This window comes from Algoriphagus yeomjeoni (genome assembly GCF_049821175.1).
Taxonomy (GTDB): domain Bacteria; phylum Bacteroidota; class Bacteroidia; order Cytophagales; family Cyclobacteriaceae; genus Algoriphagus; species Algoriphagus yeomjeoni_A.
Genome location: NZ_CP187512.1, coordinates 4789742 through 4815080, shown reverse-complemented (window position 1 = coordinate 4815080; position 25339 = coordinate 4789742). Strand labels below are relative to the sequence as shown.

16 protein-coding genes are annotated in these 25339 nt (G+C 40.9%); 3 read left to right on the top strand and 13 right to left on the bottom strand.

The features are described from left to right. Positions 1–31 precede the first annotated feature (31 nt). From ACPUEN_RS19925 to ACPUEN_RS19915, 3 genes are read right to left on the bottom strand one after another with little or no spacing between them, the layout of a single operon-like run. Positions 32–1189, bottom strand: a complete 1158-nt coding sequence (locus ACPUEN_RS19925) for a DUF4249 domain-containing protein (RefSeq protein ID WP_425637676.1) — start codon at positions 1187–1189, stop codon at positions 32–34. Next, positions 1189–3924, bottom strand: coding sequence for a carboxypeptidase-like regulatory domain-containing protein (locus ACPUEN_RS19920; RefSeq protein ID WP_425637675.1), 2736 nt, complete (start codon positions 3922–3924; stop codon positions 1189–1191). The genes ACPUEN_RS19925 and ACPUEN_RS19920 overlap by 1 nt, the downstream gene beginning before the upstream one ends. Continuing rightward, complete coding sequence (locus ACPUEN_RS19915) at positions 3921–4643, bottom strand: hypothetical protein (protein ID WP_425637674.1); 723 nt, start codon at positions 4641–4643, stop codon at positions 3921–3923. Before ACPUEN_RS19915 ends, ACPUEN_RS19920 begins: the two co-directional genes overlap by 4 nt. A gap of 110 nt (positions 4644–4753) precedes the next feature. Here ACPUEN_RS19915 and ACPUEN_RS19910 point away from each other — a divergent pair, with 110 nt between their 5' ends. Then, positions 4754–5659 carry a sugar phosphate isomerase/epimerase family protein gene (locus ACPUEN_RS19910; protein WP_425637673.1) on the top strand — a complete coding sequence of 302 codons (906 nt, stop codon included), beginning with the start codon at positions 4754–4756 and terminating at the stop codon, positions 5657–5659. Positions 5660–5723: 64 nt separating this feature from the next. Here the strand turns inward: ACPUEN_RS19910 and ACPUEN_RS19905 are convergent, their stop codons facing one another. The 10 genes from ACPUEN_RS19905 to ACPUEN_RS19860 form a co-directional block, all read right to left on the bottom strand. Further along, entirely contained in the window at positions 5724–6749 is a 1026-nt protein-coding gene (locus ACPUEN_RS19905; RefSeq protein ID WP_425637672.1) for a proline iminopeptidase-family hydrolase, read from the bottom strand. A 181-nt stretch (positions 6750–6930) separates the two neighbouring features. Then, positions 6931–8097 (bottom strand): Gfo/Idh/MocA family protein, encoded by a 1167-nt coding sequence (locus tag ACPUEN_RS19900; RefSeq protein ID WP_425640211.1) that lies wholly within the window; start codon positions 8095–8097, stop codon positions 6931–6933. A 159-nt stretch (positions 8098–8256) separates the two neighbouring features. Continuing rightward, on the bottom strand, positions 8257–9279 hold the full coding sequence (locus tag ACPUEN_RS19895) for a sugar phosphate isomerase/epimerase family protein (RefSeq protein WP_425637671.1): 1023 nt from the start codon (positions 9277–9279) through the stop codon (positions 8257–8259). Between the two features lie 188 nt (positions 9280–9467). Further along, on the bottom strand, positions 9468–10679 hold the full coding sequence (locus tag ACPUEN_RS19890) for a hypothetical protein (RefSeq protein ID WP_425637670.1): 1212 nt from the start codon (positions 10677–10679) through the stop codon (positions 9468–9470). 104 nt (positions 10680–10783) lie between these two features. Further along, entirely contained in the window at positions 10784–11842 is a 1059-nt protein-coding gene (locus tag ACPUEN_RS19885; RefSeq protein WP_425637669.1) for an aldose 1-epimerase family protein, read from the bottom strand. Between the two features lie 235 nt (positions 11843–12077). Next, entirely contained in the window at positions 12078–12755 is a 678-nt protein-coding gene (locus ACPUEN_RS19880) for a hypothetical protein (RefSeq protein WP_425637668.1), read from the bottom strand. Positions 12756–12966: 211 nt separating this feature from the next. Further along, positions 12967–13767 (bottom strand): 3-keto-disaccharide hydrolase, encoded by an 801-nt coding sequence (locus ACPUEN_RS19875; RefSeq protein WP_425637667.1) that lies wholly within the window; start codon positions 13765–13767, stop codon positions 12967–12969. Further along, entirely contained in the window at positions 13764–16457 is a 2694-nt protein-coding gene (locus tag ACPUEN_RS19870; protein ID WP_425637666.1) for a c-type cytochrome, read from the bottom strand. Before ACPUEN_RS19870 ends, ACPUEN_RS19875 begins: the two co-directional genes overlap by 4 nt. A gap of 197 nt (positions 16458–16654) precedes the next feature. Then, complete coding sequence (locus ACPUEN_RS19865) at positions 16655–18163, bottom strand: RagB/SusD family nutrient uptake outer membrane protein (RefSeq protein WP_425637665.1); 1509 nt, start codon at positions 18161–18163, stop codon at positions 16655–16657. 44 nt (positions 18164–18207) lie between these two features. After that, a complete protein-coding gene (locus ACPUEN_RS19860; RefSeq protein ID WP_425637664.1) occupies positions 18208–21309 on the bottom strand; it encodes a SusC/RagA family TonB-linked outer membrane protein in 3102 nt (1033 codons plus the stop codon). Between the two features lie 312 nt (positions 21310–21621). On the opposite strand from ACPUEN_RS19860, the gene ACPUEN_RS19855 reads away from it, so the two are divergent. Both ACPUEN_RS19855 and ACPUEN_RS19850 read left to right on the top strand, forming a co-directional pair. Beyond that, complete coding sequence (locus ACPUEN_RS19855; RefSeq protein WP_425637663.1) at positions 21622–24771, top strand: PVC-type heme-binding CxxCH protein; 3150 nt, start codon at positions 21622–21624, stop codon at positions 24769–24771. A gap of 185 nt (positions 24772–24956) precedes the next feature. Then, positions 24957–25292 carry a HopJ type III effector protein gene (locus ACPUEN_RS19850; protein WP_425637662.1) on the top strand — a complete coding sequence of 112 codons (336 nt, stop codon included), beginning with the start codon at positions 24957–24959 and terminating at the stop codon, positions 25290–25292. Positions 25293–25339 lie beyond the last annotated feature (47 nt).

The window sequence follows — 25339 nt, the reverse complement described above, 5'->3', positions numbered from 1 at the left end:
TATGGCGAGGCATTTTTGTGATAGGTTCATATTAATCCTGCCAGAAATCAGGTTTTACATTTGTTCCTCTAAGCGTACAATCGGAACATGGTCTAGGCGATCCTTGATACCCAATTGGCTCCAATTCATTAAACTCAGAAAAAATTGGAAATACAGGAACAAAGCTGCCGCTTGCAAATGATTGAGCATACTCAGCTTTGGGTATGGTATCCGGTTCAACAAAACATCCTCCATAGGCGGGCTCAAATACAATCCAAGGTGCTACTTCTTGCACAGAGATAAACAATCTCTTTTGTCTAATCGTACCCAAGCTTACAAATCCTACCACAGGCGCATCCGGATCCTGATCATTATTGATGTTGCCACCTATATTTGAGGGCAACGGGCTAAAAATCGATCCTATATCATCTGAGTTTTTTCGAAGAATCTCCCAGAATTCAGATGCTTTTTTATCCAGTGCTTTCTGGGAAATCAAAATGCTATATTTTAATCCTAGCCGCTCATCATTTTCTAGAATTTGGGTAATTGACTGTCTGAAAACGAATTGGTCTTCAAATCTTGAAGAGGTTTCCAATATTAAATCAGAGCTCACTGAACCTCGATAGCACAAATCTGTTCTTTCATCTTGACCCCTAAAAACTATATCTGCTGTCTCAGGATCAAATTTATAATAGGATGGGAACTTAGGGCGAAAAGCATAGGTCTCCTCAAATGTCCACAAGAAATCATCGGCGTTTTCATCTCCTTTTGTTGTCAAATAAACCTCAACTCCCAGCTCATTTTGCACAAAACCAACATCAATGATCTCAGGCGTAAGAATAGGGCGAAGCAAATCAGAAGTATAACTTCTTCCATCATTGGTTGAGATGTAAAGTCTGTAATCCTGATTCTCGGGAATGTTATGCTCAAACTCAAATTCTCCAGAACCTAAATCAGTTAGTGGATATTGCTCTCCAGACTCTGATCTCAGAAAAACTTGAGCAGATGGATAGCTAGGTACAAAAGAATCAGTAGTCTGAATATTCTGGGTATAACTTAGCTTCAACTTGCTCGGTAATCCCTCTGTATCCAAATATCCCTCCACTACCAAAACAGACAGATCTGCAGGTTCAATTTCTGGATTGAATGGCTCTCTGCATCCACTAAGGAGTAGTATACAGGAAAATATTAGAAGCACGAGTCTATTCATCAGAAACGGAAATTGTAAGTAATAAACGGAATAGGCTGAGCAAAAATTGACAATTGATAACCTCTCAACTGACCTTCTACAGGAGTGTAATAAACAGAGTATGGATTGCTTCTACCTAACAAATTATAAACTCCAAGTGACCAAGAGGAATGTGCCAATTTTTTAATCTTGTGACTTCCCTCTAGATTGATTGAAAAATCCACTCTGAAATAATCTGGTATTCTGTATGCATTTCGATCTGAGAAATACACTCGCTCAGAACCTGCATATTCAAACTTGGAAATCGGCAACGTGATCGGACGACCAGTGCTGTAATTAACATTTAAGGAAGTATTAACCCGCTTGCTCAATTCATAATTAGCATTAACTACCAAGTGATGCGGTTGATCAAAATTACTGGAGTAAAAATCACCATTGTTAATTTTCTCAATACTTGGGTCATCTGAGGTTCTCATCAAAGAACGTGAATAGGTATAAGCTATAGACCCCTGTAGTAAGCCAGTACTTTTTCTAAGTAAAAGCTCCACGCCGTAAGCCTTCCCATCAGAGTTTAGTACATCCTGTTCTATATTTTCATTGAGAATAATATTAGCTCCTGATCGATAATCCAACAGGTTAGCCATATAACGATAATAAACTTCTGTAGAAAACTCCAGCTTATTTTGCGCAAGATTTCTATAATAACCCACAGATGCCTGCCCTCCAGTTTGGGGACGGATATACGTATCGCTCAACTTCCAGGAATCCGTTGGCGCTATCGAGGATGTATTTGACAGCAAATGTATATTCTGTCGCATGGTATTAAACCCAGCTTTGACAGAAGACCTGTTATCCAAGGTATACCTGGCGGAAACTCTAAATTCAGGTCCATGATAGGTCTTGACATTTTCACCATCAACAAATGTCACCTCTCCTATTACATTACTATCTGTGATTGGAGCACCTTCCACATATTGGTTAACGGTCATAGGCCCAAGCAATTGATAAAACATATAACGACCTCCGTAACTCACTGATAGCTTTTCGGAAACTGTAAATTCATCTCCAAAAAACACGGAAACCTCTCGGGCATTTTCCTCATCCAGCTCTTTTTCAAGAACGATTGACTCCGTGCCAAATGGACTATTTCTGCCAGGATTCAGCTGGTACTGAATGCCATGTACACCAAAATTGAAGATATGCTTTTCGCTCTTTCGGTATTCAAAATCTGCTTTCAAAAAGAGTTGATAAACATTGAATCCAAAATCGAAGGAATTCAATGGGTTTTCTACTCCTATTATTCCAAATTCATAACTATCGCTTCCAAGAGTAAACCTTCCTTCCAATGCGTCATTGAAAAAGTGCTTCCAACCTAAGGCAAGATTTACATTTTGGTAAGAATAGGTAGTATCTGGGTCAAATCGAAAATCATCTTGACTCAAATAAGCAGTCAACTCTAAAGTATTCTGCTCATTAATGGTATGCTGAATATTTGCATTGATGTCATAGAAGGTGATTTTACTATCATTCAAATCAGCTTCCTCATCCAATAAATTCAGGGCCCAATCCGAGTAAGTAGTCCTTCCTCCAATCATAAAAGTTGTCTTTTCTCCGATCGGACCATCCAGACTTAATCTACTAGTAAGGATACCTATACCACCGGATCCGCCTATTTTTTCTTTTCTTCCAAATTTTGGGTCCACTTGCAATACAGAAGAAAGTCGTCCACCATAGTTGACAGGAATAGATCCCTTGTAGAGTTCTACTCCATTTACGAGATCTGCATTGAATGCTGAGAAAAAACCGAAAGCATGCGTGGGGTTGAAAATGGTAGAGTTACCATAAAGAATCAAATTTTGATCTGCCGCCCCGCCTCGTACATTAAATCCAGAAGTAGCTTCACCAACTGTATTCACTCCCGGCATTATCAAAATCCCTTTGAGCACATCTACCTCACCCAATACCGCGGGTAGTCTTTTTACCTCTGCAATACTGATGGACTGAACGCCCATATCAAGCTTATTCACGCTCGAAAGCGCGCCAGAACTTACTACTACCTCGTCAAGAGATAGTATGGTCTCCTCAATACTCATATTGAATACCCCATCACCTTTCAGATCAATTTGGCGCTGCTCTTGGAAGCCTCCAATATTCTGTACCCAGATGGTGTGTCTTCCTTTGGGAAGGGTCAGCTGATACTTTCCATTCTGGTCAGTTGACACTTGATTGTAATCAACTTTTTCTAAAACAATAGCCCCATTCATTGGCTTGCCAGACTCTATGCTGGTCACCACACCACTTAATACTGCTGTTTTGGACTGTGGATCATCGGCTGACTTCCCTATCACAAATCGCTTGTTCTTATCAAATGCACCTAAAGAATCTCCGGGATTTGCCAGATTATCTTGCCGATCCTGAACTAAAAAATAGTCTTTAGGGAAATCAATCTGAATTTTCTGCCCTTTAGAGATCCAAATTCTATTCGACAAATCAATTGAATAGGTCAAGCCGGTCTCCGAAAATACTTGATTCAAAATCATCCTGACATCAGAATCATTTGCCTGCAAATTGACTTGAAGATTCTCTACATCTTCCTTTTTGAAGAAAAACTTGTAAGTAGATTCTGCCTCTATTCTTTCAACAAATCTTTCAAATGGCATACCTAAATACATTCCTGTAAACTTAGGATTGTAAGTCTGGGCCTTTAAATCAGCAAAAAAGAAAACAACTAAAATCAGCAGTAGAATTTTTTTCATTCAGCAAAGCCATTAAATATGTTTGAACTGTCTTCTCTTAGCTTGGCTAACTCCAGGATATACCTTTCCTTATCGGTAGAGAAATAAAGTGACTTGCCTTTGAAATACTTTCTCACATCCTTCTTATTGAGCCCCAGGCTTTTGATGGCTTGTTTTTTCCTCCGAACAAGGACAAATCCGCCTTCGTAATAGTAAAAATAATCCGAGAACTCTTCGAATTTGTGAGTGAATTTACCTACCTCTTTTATTGGGTCTTTAGTCTTGTAATATTTTTTCAATACTTTGATTTTGCCATCACTCTCCACCCTATAGAACCCATTCTTATCGTGTAGATAGGTTTCATTCCCTACATATTTCCTAAAAACGCTCCCATCTTTGAGTTGAAATTCTTCCACCTTTTCAGCGTTTATTAAAATCTTTTGACGGTGAATTGGATGAAAAGTAATTACTTCATCAGCGTTTTCATCATATATCAATGGGACCTCTGTATACTTAATTTTATTGATAGACAATGTGCCTTCTCCAAAAGTCCTGTCCAAATAATACGGGTCGCCTTCATAGTTTCTTGGCGATTCTTGATATTGTCCTCCCGTGATAAGCTCCTGAAAATAGGGTAGCTGATCTTTGTATAAAGACAAATAGGTCTGAGACTGAGCAAACGTATTGGCAGCAATCAGAAAAAACAGAAGAAAAGGTGCGAAAAAGTTTATTTTTAGCATATGTTCGGCACTATACTAGATTAGAATATCCTCTCTTTTTCAAGGAATCATCTGAACGGTAAAAATAGTACTTAAATGGATTATCCCTCTTAACTTTCAATAAACCACTAATGGAAAGAAGAAACCTGCTTAAATCTATTGCACTTGGAGCGACAGTTTTGCCTCTCGCCTCAGCGTTTGCTACCCCTACGAAGAAAAAGGAATCAACGATACAGTTTTCATTAAACACGAGCACCTTGCGTGGCCAAAAACTGGACTTACCCCAAATGATCGAAGTCGCTGCCAAAGCTGGCTATGATGGAATAGAGTTATGGATCTCTGAAATGGAAACCTACATCCAAAGTGGAAAGTCTCTGGCATCGCTAAAAAAACTTTTTTCTGATGCTAAAATTATTCCTGTAAACGCAATTGGATTTGCACCTTGGATGGCACAGGATGTAGCTAAAAGCACCGCTGGTTTTGAGCAGATGGAAAAAGAAATGGGAATGCTGGCAGACATTGGATGCAAACGTGTGGCCGCTCCAGCTATCGGGGCGACTGATCCCATTGACTTGCTTGCAGCCGGTGAGCAATATGCTAAGCTAATCGCGCTGGGAAGAAAAACCGGAGTAATGCCACAGCTAGAGTTTTGGGGAGCTTTCGATCCCTTTCATCAGCTAGGTCAAGCATTGGCCACTGCCGCTGCTGCAAATGATCCTGACGCTAGAATCCTTCCAGATGTCTATCATTTATTTAGAGGCGGATCCGGATTTGAAGGATTGAAACTTGTGAATGGAAATGCTATCGAGGTATTTCATATGAATGACTTTACTTCCAAACCTCGCCTAGAGCAAAAAGACAGTGATCGTGTTTATCCTGGCGATGGTATTGGCCCAATGAAAGAAATAGCCGAAACAATAAAAGCATTGGGAGGGCATAAATTCATGTCGCTGGAGCTTTTCAATGAAACTTACTGGGCTCAGGATGCACAGGTAGTTGCCACTACCGGATTGAAAAAGATGAAGCAGTTTTTTTAGAATAAAAAATGATTCCAATAAAAACCCCTTTCAATTGAATGTGAAAGGGGTTTTTCGTTTTTATCTACTTTTCCATTTGATCTACCTCTTTCAAAAAAGAGATCAAACCTGGAAAGAAGTGTTCTGGATCATCGTATTGACTCAAGTGGCTACCATTTGGACAAAGTAAAAATTGCCCATTCGGCAACTCTTCCGACATCCACTCCAAATGAGCTGGATCCATGGTATCATGAGTGCCTGCTATGACTAACGTAGGTACAGTGATTTTCTTTAAATCGGACTTTCGATCCCAGCCTTCCAGCGAAGCACCTGGAGTAATCCCAAATTCGCTATACCCCTGCATATAGACATAGACTTCTGGGTTCATTTCTCCCATCATCTTGTTTATTTCCGCAGGCCATTCATCCGCAGGCTTGCGAAGTACATGATAAGGATAGTGATGCTCACCCAGCAATTCCATGTAGCGAGGGTTTTCGAAGTCATTGTTCTTTTCTATTTCCATTAACTCCGCAAAAACGGCTGGAGGCATCTGTGGACCTAGAACTTCCTTAGCGTATTTCTCATAATCATCCAAACTTGCCATCATATTGGAAATGATTAATCCCTTGAGATTTTCCTGATGCTGAAGTGCATATTCTATCCCCAGCATGCCGCCCCAGGATTGGCCATAGAGGTAGAAATTATCTTTATTAAGTCCCAGTGCAACTCGCACTTGCTCCACTTCATCCACAAAACGGTCGATTGTCCAAAGCGTGGAATCCCTAGGTTGATCTGAAAAGGCCGATCCCAACTGATCGTACCATATGAATTCGATTCCTTCTTGGGGTAGAAAGTCTATGAAATTGGAATACTGCTGATGAGTCATGCCAGGTCCGCCATGAAGCAGCAAGACTTTAATGTCTGGATTGTCCCCTACTCGCTGGGTAAAAACATTGAATTCTCCCTTTGGAGTTTGTATTGGGATCATCTTGATGCTTTCCTCAAACTCATCTAAAGTTGATTCTGATTCGATAGACTCAGTTTGATTTGATGCTTGACAGGAAGAAAAGATAATTGCTGCTGAAAGAAGTAGAAACCAAAGGTTTTTCATAGGTGTGCCATTTTTTGAACTATTAATCTACCAGAAAGAAATCATAGATTCAACCTGAAAATGTATTGATCCCTTTCATTTTGATACAGCTACTAAAATATCATTCAAATCAAGGATCATAAAAAAATCCAAGCCTTTCGACTTGGATTTTTTTATACTTCTGATTTTATACTTCAGCTCTTCAGACTTTCTCTATCCAGTCCACACCAGTGTCCTTCCAGGCTCTATCATTTGCTGAGTTGATCACCGCTTCACAAACTTTCTGGGTCTCAAATGCATCGCGGAATGTAGGATGGCAAGCTTCACCGGTTTCTAAGCTATGGAAGAAATCCGCCACTTGATGAATAAATGAGTGCTCATAACCAATGGAGGTTCCGGGAATCCACCATCTATCCATATAAGGATGATCTCCATCCGTCACGTGAATAGATCTCCAGCCTCGAACTTCACCTTCGTCACTATGATCAAAATACTCCAATCGAGTCAAATCATGTAGATCCCAGCGGATGGAAGCATGCTCACCATTGATCTCAAAAGTATAAAGCGCCTTGTGCCCTCGGGCATAACGAGTCGCCTCGAACAAGCCTAGAGAACCATTATCAAAATGACAATGGAATAAACAGGCATCATCGATCGTCACCTTTTTCTTTTCTCCTGTTCCCTGATGAACACGCTCCTTAATAAATGTTTCAGTCATGGCAGAGACATCCTTAATTCCGCCATTGAGCCACATAGCAGTATCTATGCAATGTGCCAGCAAATCACCGGTCACTCCCGAACCTGCAGCATCAGCATCCAATCTCCAAAGTGCATCACCTCCCTGAGGCAAATCCGGACTGATCGTCCAATCCTGAAGGAAATTTGCTCGGTAATGGAAAATCTGTCCAAGCTTGCCTGAAGCCACGATCTTCTTTGCCAATGTCACCGCTGGCACTCTTCTGTAGTTATACCAAACCGTATTTTTCACTCCAGCTTTTTCCACTGCTTTCACCATTCCTTCGGCTTCAGCTACCGTCCTGGCAAGTGGTTTTTCGCAGAGAATCATTTTCCCAGCTTCGGCCGCGGCAATTGCAATCTCAGCATGGGTATCGTTTGGCGTGCAAATATCAACAGCATCGATATCATCTCGCTTTAACAATTCTCTCCAATCAGTTTCGACGGATTTGTAACCCCACTGCTCAGCAAATGCTTTCGCCTTATCTTCTCTTCTTGAACAGCAAGCTTGCAGTACAGGAACGTATTCATATTCTGGAAAAAAGTCAGGCACTCGTTTGTAACCATTTGTATGGATTCGACCCATCAAACCAGTTCCGATGAGTCCTATTCTTATTTGCTTTTTATTCATAATTGTAAAATTTTAAAATTGAAAGATTGGAAGATTGGGTTGAAAGTTGCAAAATAGGAAGGTTGTAGCGTGTTGAGTCGACTAAGGTTAGAATTAGTGATTCAAAATTCCCACCCATCTTACTTCGCATATTTTTCAGATTTCTGATTTTAGCTTTCAGCTTTACCAACCGTGTGCATTTCTCACTTTCACCAATGCCGCAAGAATATCATTCCAGGTTTGCTGGTCGTTCATCACTGCATTTGGGAACATGCATCCATCCCAGCAGATATGCTTGAAAGCTTTGGTCAATTCACCTTTCTCATCACGTAGCCAATAACCCGCATCATGAGTAATATCTAAAACTCCATTTGGATCGGTAGCTTGACAATGTCTTCCTGTCTTGTCATGTGAGCCTTGTCCAAAAACAGAACCGTCGTTTTGTGCCACATGGAAATCAATTGTCCATGGTCTAAGTGCATCAGTTACAGTTTTCAAAGCAGCTTTCACTGCCTCTCGGTCATTCAGATCTGCATCCTTTGGGAGAATTCTATGCTCTGGAGCATTGTAGCCCATAGTATACAGAAAGGTATGCGACATGTCTGCCTGGAAACCAATGTTTGGTCGATCCACCATCTCTAGCAGCTCCACCATGTATTTCCAGCTGTGCATCGCGCCCCAGCAAATCTCACCTTCAGTCGCAAGTTTCTCACCGTAGCCAGCCGCTACATCACAGGCTTCACGGAATGTTTCTGCAATGATTTTCGTATTTCCAGCAGGATCTTTAGCCCAATCTTCTACGCCAGCAGCCGAATCAATTCTAACTACACCGTAGCTTCGAACGCCAAGATCATTTAGCTCCTTACCGAATTCACATGCTTTGCGAACCATTTCTACAAAAGTCTTGCGCTGGTCAGCAGTTCCCATAGCAGATCCAGCCCAAATCGGCGCGACTAAAGAGCCTGCAACTAAATTATGTTTTTGAAGCTTTTCCGCTAGAATCTTGGTTTCATCCGAATTATCCAGTTTGAAATGAGGCTCTAGCAAACCTAAATCGACTCCGTCAAATTTCACCCCATCAACTTCAGCTGCTGCTGTCATTGCCAGAAGGGAATCGAAAGGTATTACAGGTTCAGAATCTGCTCCTTTGCCCACTATTCCAGGCCAGGTAGCATTATGTAGTTTTGGAAAATTATTTTGACTCATGGTAATATGGGTTATTAGTTAGTTAAAAGATTGAAGTACAGGTGATCTAACTTCATTACTCAAAATTCATTATTCTACATTCTTTATTAGTTTCTTTGATTGAAACCGCCAAGCACTCACATTTTATCTTGAAGATTAACACTAGCGTGAAGATCGTAAATCAAAAATCGTAAATCGTAAATCCCAATTCATTCCACCACTTTCAAATCCGGATTATCTGGACCAAAATGCTTCAGCATCACAATAGGATCAGTCTTAGAATGGTTTGTGATTTTCACACCTGCTTGCGCTGCTTTTTCAGTAACAAAATACTCATCATGTGTCAACTGTCCAAAGCGGATCAAAGCAGGAGTTTCTATGTCCCAATTATTCATTTTACCATATCCCTGCATCATGATCATACCGTATGCTGCAGCATCTTTGATAGTCACAGTTTGACCAGGGAAAATTGTAAGTTCCTTCGCACTGTAGTCATGAGAACGGTAGCAAATCCATTTGTCATCGTACCCCTTGGCATTCATCTCTGCTCTATCTTCCACTGCGATTGGCTCCATGTAATGGTTGTCCATAATGTTTGGATTCACATTCAAATCCCAATCGATCATCTCTACCAGTAATTCAAAATCTCCCCAGCGATCTTTTGGCGTTGCGTTCCAAAGCAGCTCATCCGGAATAATTGCCTCGTTCACCAAAGACTGGTACATCGCAAAAATATCCGAAGCTTTCTGCGGCTCATAGGTACACAAAGAACCTGGCGCATGAAGCATTCCCGGAGGAACATTCCAACCAGTACCTGGCTGAAGTCTAAAAGCCTGAGAATAATTAGTGATTTTATTATCTCCTTTATTGAAATTTTTCAGACACTCAAGAATAGTCTCTTTGGATGTACCAGGAGCAATCCCAAAGAATGTATATGGAAAATCTCCGCCATGATTATTGACTTGAGGCGGGAAATAATAAGCTTCCGGCTTTCCGTTTTGTCCAGTCAGCTTACCAAACTCATCACTCGGGTGAATGTGATGGGGAAGCGGGCCCATGTTATCAAAAAACTTAGAGTACATAGGCCAAGACTTATACTTGTCCCAAAGACGATTACCTATAATTCCCCCTCCTAGTTCGTCTATTGCATCTTTCAGTAGAAACAGTTCAGTCTTTCCATCCGCTTCGAAAGCAATATGACTTAAACCTTCATTTTTACTGGTTAGAGGACCATTTTCAGCTGGGGTGGTAGATGAAAACCATCGCTCGTCAATTCCTCCACGCTCTCCACCTAGGCTATAATAATCATCTGGATGTAATTTGATCCTTCTTCCCGGAACACAAAATGAACGCGGCACCCAAGTTGGGGTTAATCTTAGTATTCCTTCTCCCTGTTCGAGAGCTTTTTTTGCTAAACTCATGGGTTTATTGATTTGATATTTGAGATTTGAAATTGATTGAAAAATTGGAATATTGAAAAATTTGAAAATTCTTCATACCGCCCCAATTTTAAATTTTTACCATTTTACATTTTAAATTCTTTGACTGAAGCCCCCTTTAGCACTTTCATCTTGATTTCATAGATCCTACTTTCTCCAGGTTTAAGCAAAATCAATGTGCCATCCTTCCTTGCAGCAGCCTGACCAATTGGAGGATTTGTTGCTGGTTCGAGTGCTGTCACGTATTCATTTTTACCCCAATGCTGCCAGTTAATTAGCCATGGCATTTGCTTTTTGGAAAAAGAAATGCTTAAACCCAATTCCAATGCATCGTTCATATAGCCACAAGTGACCTGATCATTTTGATCTGCTTTTGGAACTATGAAAGCTACATCTTCACCAAAAGCCGAGTGGCCTTCCAGCGGAGCCGAGCATTTAGTGAACCTATTTTTCTTATTGAATTCAGACATGGAATCGTCACTGGCTCTAGGTTGGATTTCTCCATTCCAGACTATCCGAGTTCCTTCATTGATCAAAGGCCAACCGCAATTGATATGATATAAAACCATGTGGGGAGCGGGGGAATTTCCTCTGTTGAAAACCTCATCTTTTAAAGAGATTTCAGCCTTCCCCAAGGATCCAGAAATAGTTCTTTTCAATTCCAGACTTGGACCAAAAGTCGTTGTCTCGCGAATTACACCTACGATTTCAAAATTCAAATCTCCTGAATAAATATTCGGTTGCTTGATTGAAATCAGTTCTGCTGGAGTATTGCTGTAGTTTCCATGAAGTCCTCTGCTTCCAGTTTCATCTTCGTTCGGAGGTCCCATGGAAGATATTCCGCAAGTAGTCAGCAATCCTCCGCCGAATGTCCTCAGCCAATCTATTCCTTGGTTAGAAAAAGGTTGAGAAGATACATGACCTGCATTACTGATCCAGGATAAGCTATGTTCATTGTGAAAGGCATCCAGAATATCCATTCCCCGATCCAACACCACTTTATATCGAAGTCCTGTACCAGTATTGATCCAGGCGATTCTAGTTCCACGTCCTGCTCCGTTATCTAGAATTGAAGTTTCTATTCCGCCAAGCTGACGAAAATTGGACAATTTATCTTTCCAATTGGATGGATCTGAGAGGTTCATTATTGGGTTTTAGACTAGTCTGTAATCTATTAAAAAGGCCTTCTGACACTGTCCTGCCCTATATGGGTCAGGTTTGAAAGCACGGGAATAAGTTATGCAACTTATATGTGAGAAAGATGCCATTAATAAAAAAATGGTCCAAGTTTTTCAACTTGGACCATGTGTGATTTTTGGTATAATGCCGAGTGTATCAGTCAGCAATCATTGATTAGAATGGAAAATACCTGTTTAACTATTAACCCTCGCTTTCTTCCTCTTCGAATAGATGAACCTCCGCATCAAATTCAGCTTCAAGAAATTCATCTCGAGCAATCCAGTATTCCGAGGTGATGAGTTGATATTGTTCACCTTCTATTTTTCTCAACACCCAAATAATAGAATCCGCTTCTTCGAAATTGACTTTGCCTTCCAATTGATCTGGAAAAAGACGTTTAATCAAGTTGCTATCATTTAAGGTGTGCTGCAACGCCTTCAACACGATCTCTTTGGTGATTTCTTCAGCACCCTCATCCTTGCTATTAATTTCAAATTCAGCAATTGTTGCTTTTGCGCTTGGAAATTTACCGTTGTAAGCTTTGTGCAAAAGCTGGTTGATATTGAATAACTGATGATGCAAGCCTATTTTCGGGTATTCCTCAGAAATTTTATCTAAAAGCATATCGTGAGACATCTGATCAATCTGACCTTCATTGAGTTCTTTTGACAGCCTATAATCGAGCAAAATCGCAGCTGCTTCAGCAGGTTCAAAATCAGAGATTGCCATATTTAGCAACTCCTTCAACTCCGCTGTAGAGGAATTAGCTGCATCCGGAAAACCAAAACGGTCAAGTAATTCAATCAAATCTTGATTGCTCCAACTTCCCGGTAATTCATCTACTGTTTGTACTTTATTAATGATGATATGGTAATTCATAATTAGTGGTTAGGTAGTATAAAATTGAATTTTTGAATCGCTAGTAAAGAGTCCTTTGCAAAAAGGTGGCGCTAGCTTTTTTATAACGAGCATTATACAATTAGCGTTCGGATGAGAATATAAGAGCGGATAAAGCCAGCTAGGTACACACAAAAAAATGGCCCTTACTTTTCTGCAAGGGCCACTTCAAAATTTCAATTGAACTGTCTAACTACTGCTTCAACATCACATCCTTGTACTGAACTATCATCGGCGGACCTACGTGAACCTGCACGCCAAGGTATCCTGATTCCATCCTGTTTTTAGGATCTTCATCATGCACCTCGGACATCAGCTGACCATTTACGAAATGCTTTAGCACATTTCCTTTGGCTACGATGTGAATACTATTCCATTCACCTGCCTTGATCAATGCCCCAAGCTCTGCGCGATCACCGATTTCCTTTTCTACATTAAGACCTTTCCAGGCATTTCGCTCTACAAACTCACGAACTCCCACCCCATCAGGTTGAGGGGTGATCTTTGTTTCTTGTCCTCGGTAAGCAAGAGTGGCTCTCTTACGCTCTTCATAGTTCTGACCAGTGTAATTATTCTTCCCGTCAATATCAGCTTGGTATCCTTTCAGTGCAAAAGGAACGTCCTCTACCATCTCGCTTCGGTAGTTGATACCGGAATTCCCACTTTCAGAGATTTTAAACTCAGCTTTTAGCTCAAAATCTCCAGGCTGTCCACCTTGCCAGATCAAGAAAGTATTAGCTTTCAAAAGCGTCTCAGGAGTGATTGTCCCTGTAATTGCTCCGTCTTTCACAGACCAATACACAGAATCTCCTTCCCACCCTTCAAGCGTTTTTCCATCAAAAATAGGCTCAAACTCAGCTTCTGAACTAATCATTGGTTCGACAGCAGTAGTTTTCTCCGATGGCTGCTGGCAATTCACCAAGCCTATCACCATCATTGCTCCAAATCCTAGCGCTTCAATTCTCAACCATTTAGACTTTAATAGATTTTTCATTCTTCTGCTTGGGCTTTAGTTTGATATACTTCATGATTCGGGTTGCCACCTGAAACTAAATAGGCCATCAAATCCTTCAGCTCTTCCTCATTCAATCTATTGATCATGCCAGGCATCATGATGGATATTTTAGAATCTTTGACAAGTACCACATTACTTTTCTCCACTTTACGCAAAACATCAGGAGAAAATGGATTCTGAGAAACTGAATAGCTGGTTCCATCTTCGTTGATTATTCTACCCATCACAGAGCTTCCATCTTTCAACTCAATCACACTTGCTACATATTGCTCAGAGATCTCATCACTTGGGTTGATTGTAGCTTCCAAGATATCTTTTGTAGAAAACCGTGTTCCTAACTGGGATAAATCAGGTCCAATGATTCCACCTTGACCACCCATCGTATGACAAGAAAGACACTGAGACGCCGCAAAAATTGCTTTGCCTCTAGCTAAATCTCTTCCGCTCAAATCTGCCATTAGTGGTTCTGCTTCCTCCACGGTCCATCTTCTGCCTGGACCTTCTGGCTGAATATCCGTATTGATCAGGTCATTTCCATTCCCAGTTAATAGCGCAGCTCCTGAAAGTTCGTTGTATTTATCGAAATCACTTTTCGCTACATGCGACAATGCCATCTTTCTAGCTCTATCAATAAAGCCAACATAGCTACGGCCTCCTTTATATTTGAACGCATCCTGAATCCAAGAAAAATATTTCTCATGAAGCTCTGGTGTCCAACCCTCTTCAGCCCCACCCAGTACCGTAGCAAGGTATGTCTGCTGTGCTGGAGGTACATTTGCCAGCATATTGGCTATGTCCAGTCCGTACTGAGGGTTTCTCATGATTAGATCTGAAGATGATGTAAATGTCTTCTGATAGTCCGGATCGTCTTTCGCATTTTCAAGTAAAGCCAACGTCTTTTCCACAGCACTTGGAGCATCCAAATACACTAAAAGTACAGCTAATGCACGGTCAAGATTATTATTGTTTGCCGGGAAATTACTGTCCAAATATGCCACTAAATCAGATTTTAAAGAACCTGTTGGCTCACCTTGTCTAGCTAAAATCAACTCAAAAGCTCTGAGTAAATTCTGTTTTCCTGTTTCATCCAAACTCTTATAATCAATCCCCATCAAAGCTCGGATCATTGGTTCTCCAGCTCCTTTGTCCGAATGTCTAGCCAAGGCAATCATTGCCATAGTTAATTTTGCAGGATCAGTTTCTGCCAATGCTTTTGCTTTCCAAGTACTAACTGGCTGATGTTCTACTGCAATACGGGCAGCGTACTGCACAAATCTATCCGGGCTATTCAAGTGTGACCAAGCCAGCTCAAGTCCTGAAGCAGGGGCTCCATCCACGTGCAATGCTTCCAATTCACGACGGGTTTTTGCTTCAGCAGGAAGATCGGCCATAGTCAATGAACCTTCGTCTCCTTCTATGTCTCCTTCATAATAAACTCTGTACAGATCTGATTCCAATCTTCTACCTCCAGTCATAAAGTACATGGCTCCGTCAGGACCAATAACCCCATCTGTAAGTGGCAAAGGAGAACCAGAAATAAATTCTTCAGCATTGGCTTCATAGGTACCTCCTTTCGGAGTCAAAGTCATAGAATAGATTATTCCAAAACTCCAATCAAATGCAAAAAGTGAGTTTCTGTACTTAGCAGGGAATTTAGCACCCGTTCCAAACATCACATTGGTAGGCGATCCCTGTCCGATATTCTGTGTCGCAGGTAAATTATCAGGGTAGTTTGGTGACCATTTTTGATTACCTGTTCTCCAGCCATATTCACTTCCTGAAGTCACATGACAGATTCTAGTTGGACGGTACCAAGGCATTCCAAAGTCCCACTCCATATCAGAATCGTATGTAAATAGATCTCCAACTTCGTTGAAGGCAATATCAAATGGATTTCTATATCCAGCTGAAATCAGCTCCCAATTCTTACCTTCTGGGTCAATATTTGCCACCCATCCACCTGGAGCCATTCTGCTGTTTGCGTGTCCTCTTGGGTCTTTGATTTCAGGAAAAAGATTGTCTTCCTGCCATACATTTGGAAGTCTGTAAGAATCCATTTCTGGCACATCTGTATGATTCCCAGCTACTATAAAAAGAGACTGGCCATCTGGTGATAGCTTGATGCTATGAGGTCCATGCTCACCTGGCTGACCAGTGAAGCCTTTGATCTTAGTAACCGACTCATATTGATCATCGCCATCCAAATCCTGAATTCTATATAAACCAGTACTTTCTTCAAACGTCTCATTTCCATTGTGATTCACCATCACATATAGGCTATTAAACGCGTACAGTAATCCTTGGGCATAGCCCATTCCTACCTGCGGCTCTGCAACATTTCCGATGATAAGTTTTTCTACTTTCGGTGTTAGTGAGTCACTTCCTATTTCAGGGATTTCCAGCCTGTAGAGAAAGCCATATTGATCTGCAGTGATCAGTCGATTCTTATCGTCGAAAGTCATCGCGACCCACGATCCCTCGTCCATTTCCCCCGGGCTTAAGAGGTGCTCCGCCACAAAGCCATCGGGCAGGTTTAGCTTATCTAATTTTGGGTTTCCAGTAAGCTGTCTTGTTTTGGATTCTTCTTCGTTATCAGACGCGCAGGATACTGAAAAGAGAGTCAGCACTGATAAGAGAAATAAATTCCTTATTGAATAATTTAATCTCATAGGACAAGTGTTAATTGATAGCAATAGTTAGATTTTTAATTTGGTGAATAATTTCTCAATTCAGAAACCACTCATGAAATATACTGTCTATTTCTTTGCTTATTATACTTTCAGAAAGTAACAAAAGCAAAAATCAGAAAACCCAACAGTATAGATATAATTATATCTAATTGTTGGGTAATCCTAATCTTTTAATATTAGAAATAAGGACTCAAGTCGGACTCTGCTGCTGGATAGGCATAAAACTTCTTGATGTTTGTAAATGCATTACTTCTTGGTATTGCTCCAGCGATTGGTGGGTAATAGTAATCCAGAGGGTTTGCAATGATTCGCTGTCCATAAGGCACGATTATTTCCTCAATCCGATCGGTTCTCACTATATCAAACCAACGTTTGTTTTCAAAAGCGAGCTCCACTCTACGCTCTTTGAAAATAGCCTCTCTCATCTCCGCTTGACTAGTCGCAGTAGTAGGCAAAAGTCCTGCTCTTTCTCTAACATCATTTAAGTATGGAGCAGCCTCACCTGGCTTACCTTGTTCATTAAGCGCTTCTGCCATAAATAGTAGAACCTCTGCATAGCGATAGATCACCCAATTTGTTCCAGTATTATTATGTTGCGAGTGGTGCTTAGCATGCTTTTTAATGTATGGATAGTTCTTGTCATCTCTGAAGCTACCCGCAAGGAAAACATTACCGATAGAAGCCTCTTTTCTTAAATCACCTGCCTCGTAAGCTGCAATTATATCAGGCGTAGGGATATTGTTTCCTTCGCCATCAATATTCTGAGGATTGCTTGTTCCCATGATAGGCTGGAGCTCGGCCGCACTGATAGGTCTTGGCATAAATTGATAAATAAAATTACCATTCAATCCAGCTGCTCCTTCAATATACTGAACTTCAAACACAGACTCCATATTATTCTTGTTTGACGTATTGCCAGGAAAAGCCATGTCATAACTTGGCATCAATTGATATCCGTGAGTTAATACTGGAGATAAAATCTGTTCTGCTGGACCCCACTTCTTTTGGTGAATATAGACATTGGCCAATAGTGTTCTAGCAGATCCTTCGGTTGCTCTTCCTGGTTCTTGAGTTGCTTTTTTCGGCAATAAGGGAACAGCTTCATTCAAGTCTTGCTCTATCTGAGTATAGATTTCTGCTTCCGTAGACAATGGTAGCGCAGCTTCCTCTCTGGTAGCAACCGGAGTCAAATGAAGCGGAACAGCTCCAAAATACCTAACCAACTCGAAATAGGCATAGGCCCTAAGAAAAAGCGCCTGACCCTTCACATTTGCTTTTGCAGCAGCATCAAAATCAACGTCATCTATTAAAGCAAGGATTTGATTCGTTCTTGAAATAATGAGATAATCCTGTCTCCATTGGTTTAATACGTGTGTATTGGCTGTAGTACCATTAGATTCAGGAACTGAGAAATCAGCTAAATCCTCTTGGTTATCTGTTGCACCAAAGAGCACATTTCGCGCATAATAGGTATTATCAGAGTGCATCTCTGAAAGTAACCATGAACGGTCATTTGTAATCGTCCTTAGCGGAACGTAAGCCGCATTTACCGCCTGTTCAAAGTCAGTTCGATTTTTGAAAAAGGTAGCCGAACTCAATTGAGTCTCTGGGACTACCGTAAGAAAGTCGTCGCAGCCAGTGAGTGCTAAAGTTGACACTAAGATGGCTAAGATATATTTTTTCATTGTTTTTCTTTTTTAGGTGAATGAATGAGGTGAACTACTTTCTACTAGAAAGTAACATTAACACCAAAAGTGATTGTACGAGGCACTGGGTATCCAGCCAAATCCACTCCCGGACTTAGGTTTCCTCCATCTCCATTTCCGTTGTTCTGCATACTAACCTCTGGATTAGATCCACCCCAGTAATCCGTAAATACCCAAACGTTCTGAGCAGAACCGTAAATTCTTGCTGATTTGAATGTCTTTGGTAAATTCTTCAAAGTATATCCTATGGTGATATTTCTAATTGTGAGGTAAGAGGCATCATACACGAAGTTGCTATTGGCCCAATCACGCTCGATACCAGTCACGTTACCGCCACCAACTGTAGTTCCAAATATACCTTCACCTGGATTCTCTGGAGATCTAAAGCGATCAGCAACCTTAGCTACCATATTAAATACCCCATCTAGGTTCGCCGTAGAATACAAGTGTCTCATATACAACTGATTTCCTTGAGAACCTGATGCTGTGATACTTGCATCCCAATTTTTATAAGCGAAATTATTGATGATCCCATAGGTGAAATCTGGGAATGGATTCCCAATAATGGTTCTATCATCATTATCTCCACCGTTTGTAATAACTCCATCACCGTTAATATCTTCAAGTTTAATACTTCCTACTGTGGATCTGCCTGGGACTTTTGGAGAGTTTGCCAGATCTTCTGCATTGGCATAATTTCCTAATTTTTTCAATCCATAAAATTGTCCGAAAGGCTCTCCTACTTTAGTGATGTGATAATCTCCATAAACTCTGTCAATTCCATCTGCAAGCTCAAGCACTTCATTTCTATTGAATGAAATGTTTGCATTCGTAGTCCATCTAAAAGCTCCTGGGGTATTTACCGAAGTAATGGAAAACTCATGGCCCCAGAATTTAATCTCGCCTATATTATCATTGAAATTGGTGAATCCTGATTCTTGTGGAACCTGCACCGCATAGAGCAAGTTGGTAGTATTTTTAGTGTAATAGTCATACACGAAAGTGATTCGATCTTCCCATAAGCCTAGGTCCAAACCTATATCAAATTGCGTGGTAGTTTCCCAGCCTAAGTTTGTGTTACTCAATGAGGTAACCCCTGCGCCAGGAAACACTGTATTTCCAAAAGCAGCATTAATAGTATTATTAACCAAGGCATATTGAGTATAGTTACCAATATTATTGTTACCCGTAACTCCGTAGCTAGCTCTCAGTTTAGTAAAGGAAACTGTAGAACTAGTATTTAGGAAACCTTCATCGGACAGAACCCAACCCAACGAGGTGGATGGGAAAACACCCCAACGGTTATCTGCTCCAAAACGTGATGAACCATCACCTCTAACAGATGCCGTGAATAGATACTTCCCTTTAAAATTATAGGTAAGACGAGAGAAGATAGAAGTCAAAGCCCATTCGTTAACATCTGAAATTGTTCCACCTCTATTAATATTAATCGCTCCTTGAACAGTCGGAAGTCTATCGTCAGCATAGGTATCTGCTGCTATTCTCGTACGATCTTGTCTAAATTTCTGATTGGAAAAGCCCAATAACATTTGAAAATTATGATCTCCTATAGAGCTACCATAGGTTGCGATATTTTCATTCAGCCATGATAAATTCTGATATTCATCTCTAACTGACCGCGCAACTGTTGGGATTGCCACATTGATTTGATTCGTGGCAGTTGAAGGGTTGAAGAAGAAGTAATTGGAATTATTAAGTTCCGCATTAAAAGTAGTCTTAAGTGATAAACCCTTAATTGGCTTCCATTCAAGATAAGTGTTCGCTAGTACATTGATAACTTTCGTCTCATTTGTGATCTCATCTGCTGATCTTAACCAGTTAGGATAAGCAAAGATATTTCCTGTATTGGCGGGGAATCTATTAAAGGAAGTCAACTCTCCATTGTCTTCATAAATCGGCATAACTGGCCATGTGTGGAGCGCATTAAACAAAATCCCGGTGCCTCTTGATCCATCAGTTTGAGGGGTGTTGTCATACACATAACTTGGAGCAACATTGATTCCCATGTTGACTTTTTCAGAAACAGCATAATCTGTATTTAATCGAAGTGAATACCTTTTGTAATCAGTATTTCTTACGACTCCTTTCTGATCAAAAAAGCCGGCAATAACAGCAGTATTAACTTTCTCCTTATTGGACGTCACTGTCAAGTTATATGAAGTCACAGGAGCAGTTTCAAGCATGGCGCCATACCAGTCATTATCCTTATCTCGATAATCGGCAGGATTTTGGAAAATTTCAGGTACAGGCTGACCAGCATCTGTATAATATTCCTTCTTGAATTGAGCAAATTCTTCAGCATTAAGCATTTCCAACCTTCCATTTTCCGGAACTGTCTGCCAACCAGTAAAAACATTCAAATTTACATTAGTCTGTCCTGTGACACCTTTTTTAGTGGTAATCAGTACGACACCATTTGCAGCTCTAGAACCATAAAGCGATGTGGATGCCGCATCTTTCAATACAGTGATCTCCTGAATTTCGTCAGGGTTCAAGGCATTAATATCTCCTGTGATAGGAAATCCATCGACAACATACAAAGGCGAACTACCGCCGGAAACTGACAGCTGGCCTCGTATACGAACATTCATTCCTTGGCCTGGCTTTCCTGTTGTCTGATTAATTTGAACACCAGCCAATCTACCCTGAAGCTTTTGGGCAACAGAAGAAACTGGCAGATCTTTTAACTCCTTTTCGCTTACGGATTGAATTGCACCTGTCAGCTCTTTCTTGATTTGACTACCGTAACCTACTACTACTACTTCAGAGAGGTCTGAGGTGGAATATTTAAGTGTCACCAAAATATTGGTTGTATTTTGGTTGACTACCACTTCATTCGTAGTAAATCCAATAAAGCTGATTACCAAAGTCTCGCCTACTGAGGCTTGGATGGTAAATCCACCGTCAATGTCTGTAACGGTTCCTGATTGCGTGCCTTTAACCGAAACAAGAGCTCCTGGAACAGGCTCATTGTCATCTTCAGACACAACTGTACCTTTCACTGTAATCGACTGTGCAAATGATGAGGACACAGACACGATAAACAAGGCTAATAAAATCCCAACAAACCGGGTTTTTATTAATAATTGATAATTGTTTAGCATAGGGTTGGGTTTAAATATTAATTGTAAAACTCATCCAATTAACCTCTCTATTAAGCCATTCCTATCCTGCACTATCCTGAAACAAAACGTCTTATAAAATATTTAAACAAATACTATAAACAACAGCACTGTACAGGATACTTATATAAAATATATTCTATATTAAAATTAAAAAAATAGCATATACAAATAATAAAAATATAATAATAAACGATTCCACACATCAAATAAAAACTAGGCATTAGCCCTAAATAAATTGAATATCCGCAGTTTTATCCCTATTATTAAATCCCTAATGCTTATATAAAGAATATGCTTCGACAGAAACCCATAAACCTCTTCGTCCTTTTACTAGTAGGACTGATTTCTTTTCAATGCACCCAGAAAGAAACCATCGAATTAAAACCAAATGCAAGAATCGCCCTAATAGGAAACAACTTAGGATCCAGAATGATGGACTATGGAAGTTTTGAGACGGAAATGCATCTCCGACATCCTGAGAAAAATCTTTACATCAGGAACCTTTCCGACCCAGCAGACACCCCCGGATTTAGACCTAGGTCCGGAACAAATGATCCTTGGGCTTTCCCGGGAGCTGAAGCTTTTCAAGTTGAGTATGCGACTCCCTCTGGAAGCGTAGGTCATTTAGAAAAGCCGGACGAATGGTTGACAAGGCTAGAAACAGATATTGTCATTTCTTTCTTTGGATACAATGAATCATTCCAAGGTGTTGATGGATTAGAAAACTACAAAGCGGAATTAGATGCCTTTATTAAACATACGCTCCGTCAGAAATATCACGATACGCTTTCTCCAAAACTGGTAATTGTCTCTCCTATTGCTTTTGAAGACCTCTCGGAAAAAATAGATGTACCGGATGGAAAAAGCGAAAACGAAAATCTAAATCTTTACACCGTAGCAATGCGGGAGATTGCAGAAAACAATAAGGTGTTATTTGTAGATGCTTTTACCCCAAGCAAGCAATGGTATTTGGAGTCAGAGGAAGACCTTACTATAGACGGTTCACAACTGAATGAGGCTGGATACAAAAAACTAGCGGTTCTCCTTGCAGATGAAATTTTTGGAGAATCACCTATCAAGAATGAATCAAATCGCGAATTAGTCCATGAAGCTGTTCAGGAAAAAAACTGGTTTTGGAGAAACGATTATAAAATCCCAAATGGTGTTCACGTATTCGGAAGAAGATATGATCCTTTTGGACCGGATAATTACCCTTTTGAATTAGAAAAAATCAGGCAGATGACAGCCATTCGCGACACTGCGATCTGGATGGCAAATCAGGGAGAAAGAAAAGACCTTGCAGCAGCAGACGCAAAAACCAAAACACTGCCTGAAGTAGAAACGAACTACAATCCAGAGAGAAACGGAAATCTAGAATACCTATATGGAGAGGAAGCCCTGTCTAAGCTAACCGTAGCTCCAGGATATAAAATCGAACTTTTCGCATCCGAAGAAGAATGGCCAAATCTTGCCAATCCAGTTCAGCTTTCCTTTGACAACAAAGGCAGACTTTGGGTAGCAACTATGCCAAGCTATCCTCATTACAAGCCTGGAGATTCCCGTCCTGCGGATAAGCTTTTGATTTACGAAGACACCGACAATGATGGCAAAGCGGACAAGGAAACTGTCTTCGCGGATGATCTACACATTCCAGTAGGGTTTGAACTGGCAGCAGAAGGAGTTTATGTTTCTCAAGGAAATAATCTTGTGATCCTATATGACGATAATAATGACGACAAAGCGGATCGCAAAGAAATCTTACTAAGCGGTTTTGACGATCACGACACACACCATGCAATTTCGGCATTTACTACTGATGAGTCAGGAGCTATTTATATGGCAGAGGGAGTTTTCCTTCACACCAATGTGGAAACATCTTACGGACCTGTTCGCGCTACGAATGGTGGATTTTACAGATACACACCAAACAGACATAAGCTGGAGAGAGTCGCGCAGGTAAGCATTCCAAACCCTTGGGGAATTGCCTTTGACGAATGGGGACAAAACTTCTATGCAGAGACTTCTGGACCGAATGTTAACTACATGATGCCAGCATCATTACTTCCACGCTACGGGAATGCGAACAACAAAGGAAGAAACCTGATCCAGAAAGATCAGATGGTTCGCCCAACTTCAGGGTTGGAATTTATATCAAGTAGACATTTCCCAGAGGATGTGCAGGGAGATATGATTATCAACAATACCATTGGATTCCTAGGTACAAAGCAACATCAGATGATCGATGAAGAAATCGGATTTTCTACTAAATGGCGACAGGATTTGCTTTCATCAACTGACAGAAACTTCCGCCCAGTGGATATGGAAATTGCGCCAGACGGTTCACTTTATGTAGTCGATTGGCACAATATCCTGATCGGCCACATGCAGCACAACGCGCGTGATCCTCTCAGAGATCATCAGCATGGTAGAATCTACCGAATCACGTATCCTTCTAGGCCATTGGTTACTCCAGCGAAAATCGATGGGGCGAGCATACCGGAGTTATTGGAAAATCTGAAACTTCCGGAATACAGAACCCGGTACAGAACTCGAAGAGAACTGCGAGGTAGAGATCAGCAGGAAGTCTATGATGCAGTAGCAGACTGGGAAAGCAAACTAGACAAAGACGATCCTAGATATGAGCACCATGCACTCGAAGCGCTTTGGGTGAGTTGGGGGATCAATAAGGTCAACACCGATCTATTGGAACAATTGCTACAAGCAGATGACTACAGAGCAAGAGCCGCGGCAGTAAGAGTTCTCAGATATACTGGACATCAAGTTTCGAATCAAAAAGAGTTGATGGCTGAGGCTATCAAAGATGAAAATGGTCGAGTTCGATTGGAAGCTATAGTAGCAGCATCCTGGATGCCACGAGAAGAAGGTCTTGAGGTGCTTTCTGCTGGGGAAGACACCGAAATGGAAGAATGGATTACGCCTGCCTATGAAGCAGCAGTTGCACATATTTCAGGACTTTCTGTGAAAGAGAAAAAAGAAGAGGATATCAAGTCCTCTTTGACGGGTTCAGATCGAGAACTATTTGTTCTGGGAAAAGAAATATATGCCAGAGAAGGATACTGCAGTACCTGCCACCAGCCGGATGGCCAAGGGCTTTCTGCCTCAGGTTTCCCTCCACTTGCCGGCACTCCTTGGGTAACTGGTAACGAAGAGCGTCTGATCAAAATCGTATTGAAAGGTGTGATGGGACCAATAACAGTTCTTGGAAAAGACTATCCAGGTCAAGTGCCAATGACTCCGTTCGAAGGTATGTTGGACGACTCACAAGTTGCTGCAGTGCTTACCTTCGTGAGAAACTCCTTTGGGAATTCAGCCTCCGCTATTTCACCGGATTTGGTAAAGAAAGTTCGTGAAGAAATCAAAGATCATAGTGGATTCTATCAGCCTGATGATTTGCTAAAAGCACATCCTATGGAGAAGTAGGTTTCGGTTGTCGGTTGTCAGTTTTCAAACAATCGATAGTCCATGGTTTATGGTCGATAGTCCACAGTCCACAGTCCACGGTCGACTGTCGACTGTTGACTGTGGTCTGTCGAAAGTATCAACTCTACGACTGATTACTGAGACTGATCACTGCCTCTGAATCCTAATTTCACTAATATTACCGCATGAATCTTCCAGACCAAATCACATCTAATCCCGAAACAATTGCATTTACTGATGTGATCGAGCACATCGATACTAATTACACCTTCACTCCCACTCGTTTTACGAATGGAAATACAGTAAATGAAGCCGGGCAGAACAACGGTAGCTGCAAGATTTTTTTCTTTGCTAAGCTTCAAAACCTAACTCAAGAACAAACCTTAGCACTTTTTGGAGACTATTATAGAATAGATGTGTTGGAAAATCCAGAAGGAAATGATCATCAAAACATTCGAAACTTTATGCAATCCGGCTGGGACGGGCTCAAGTTTGAAGGAGAAGCATTGGAGAAAAAGTAAGGTTCAGTACTCAGTAGTCAGTCGCAGTTAGGTTATCCAAAATAATG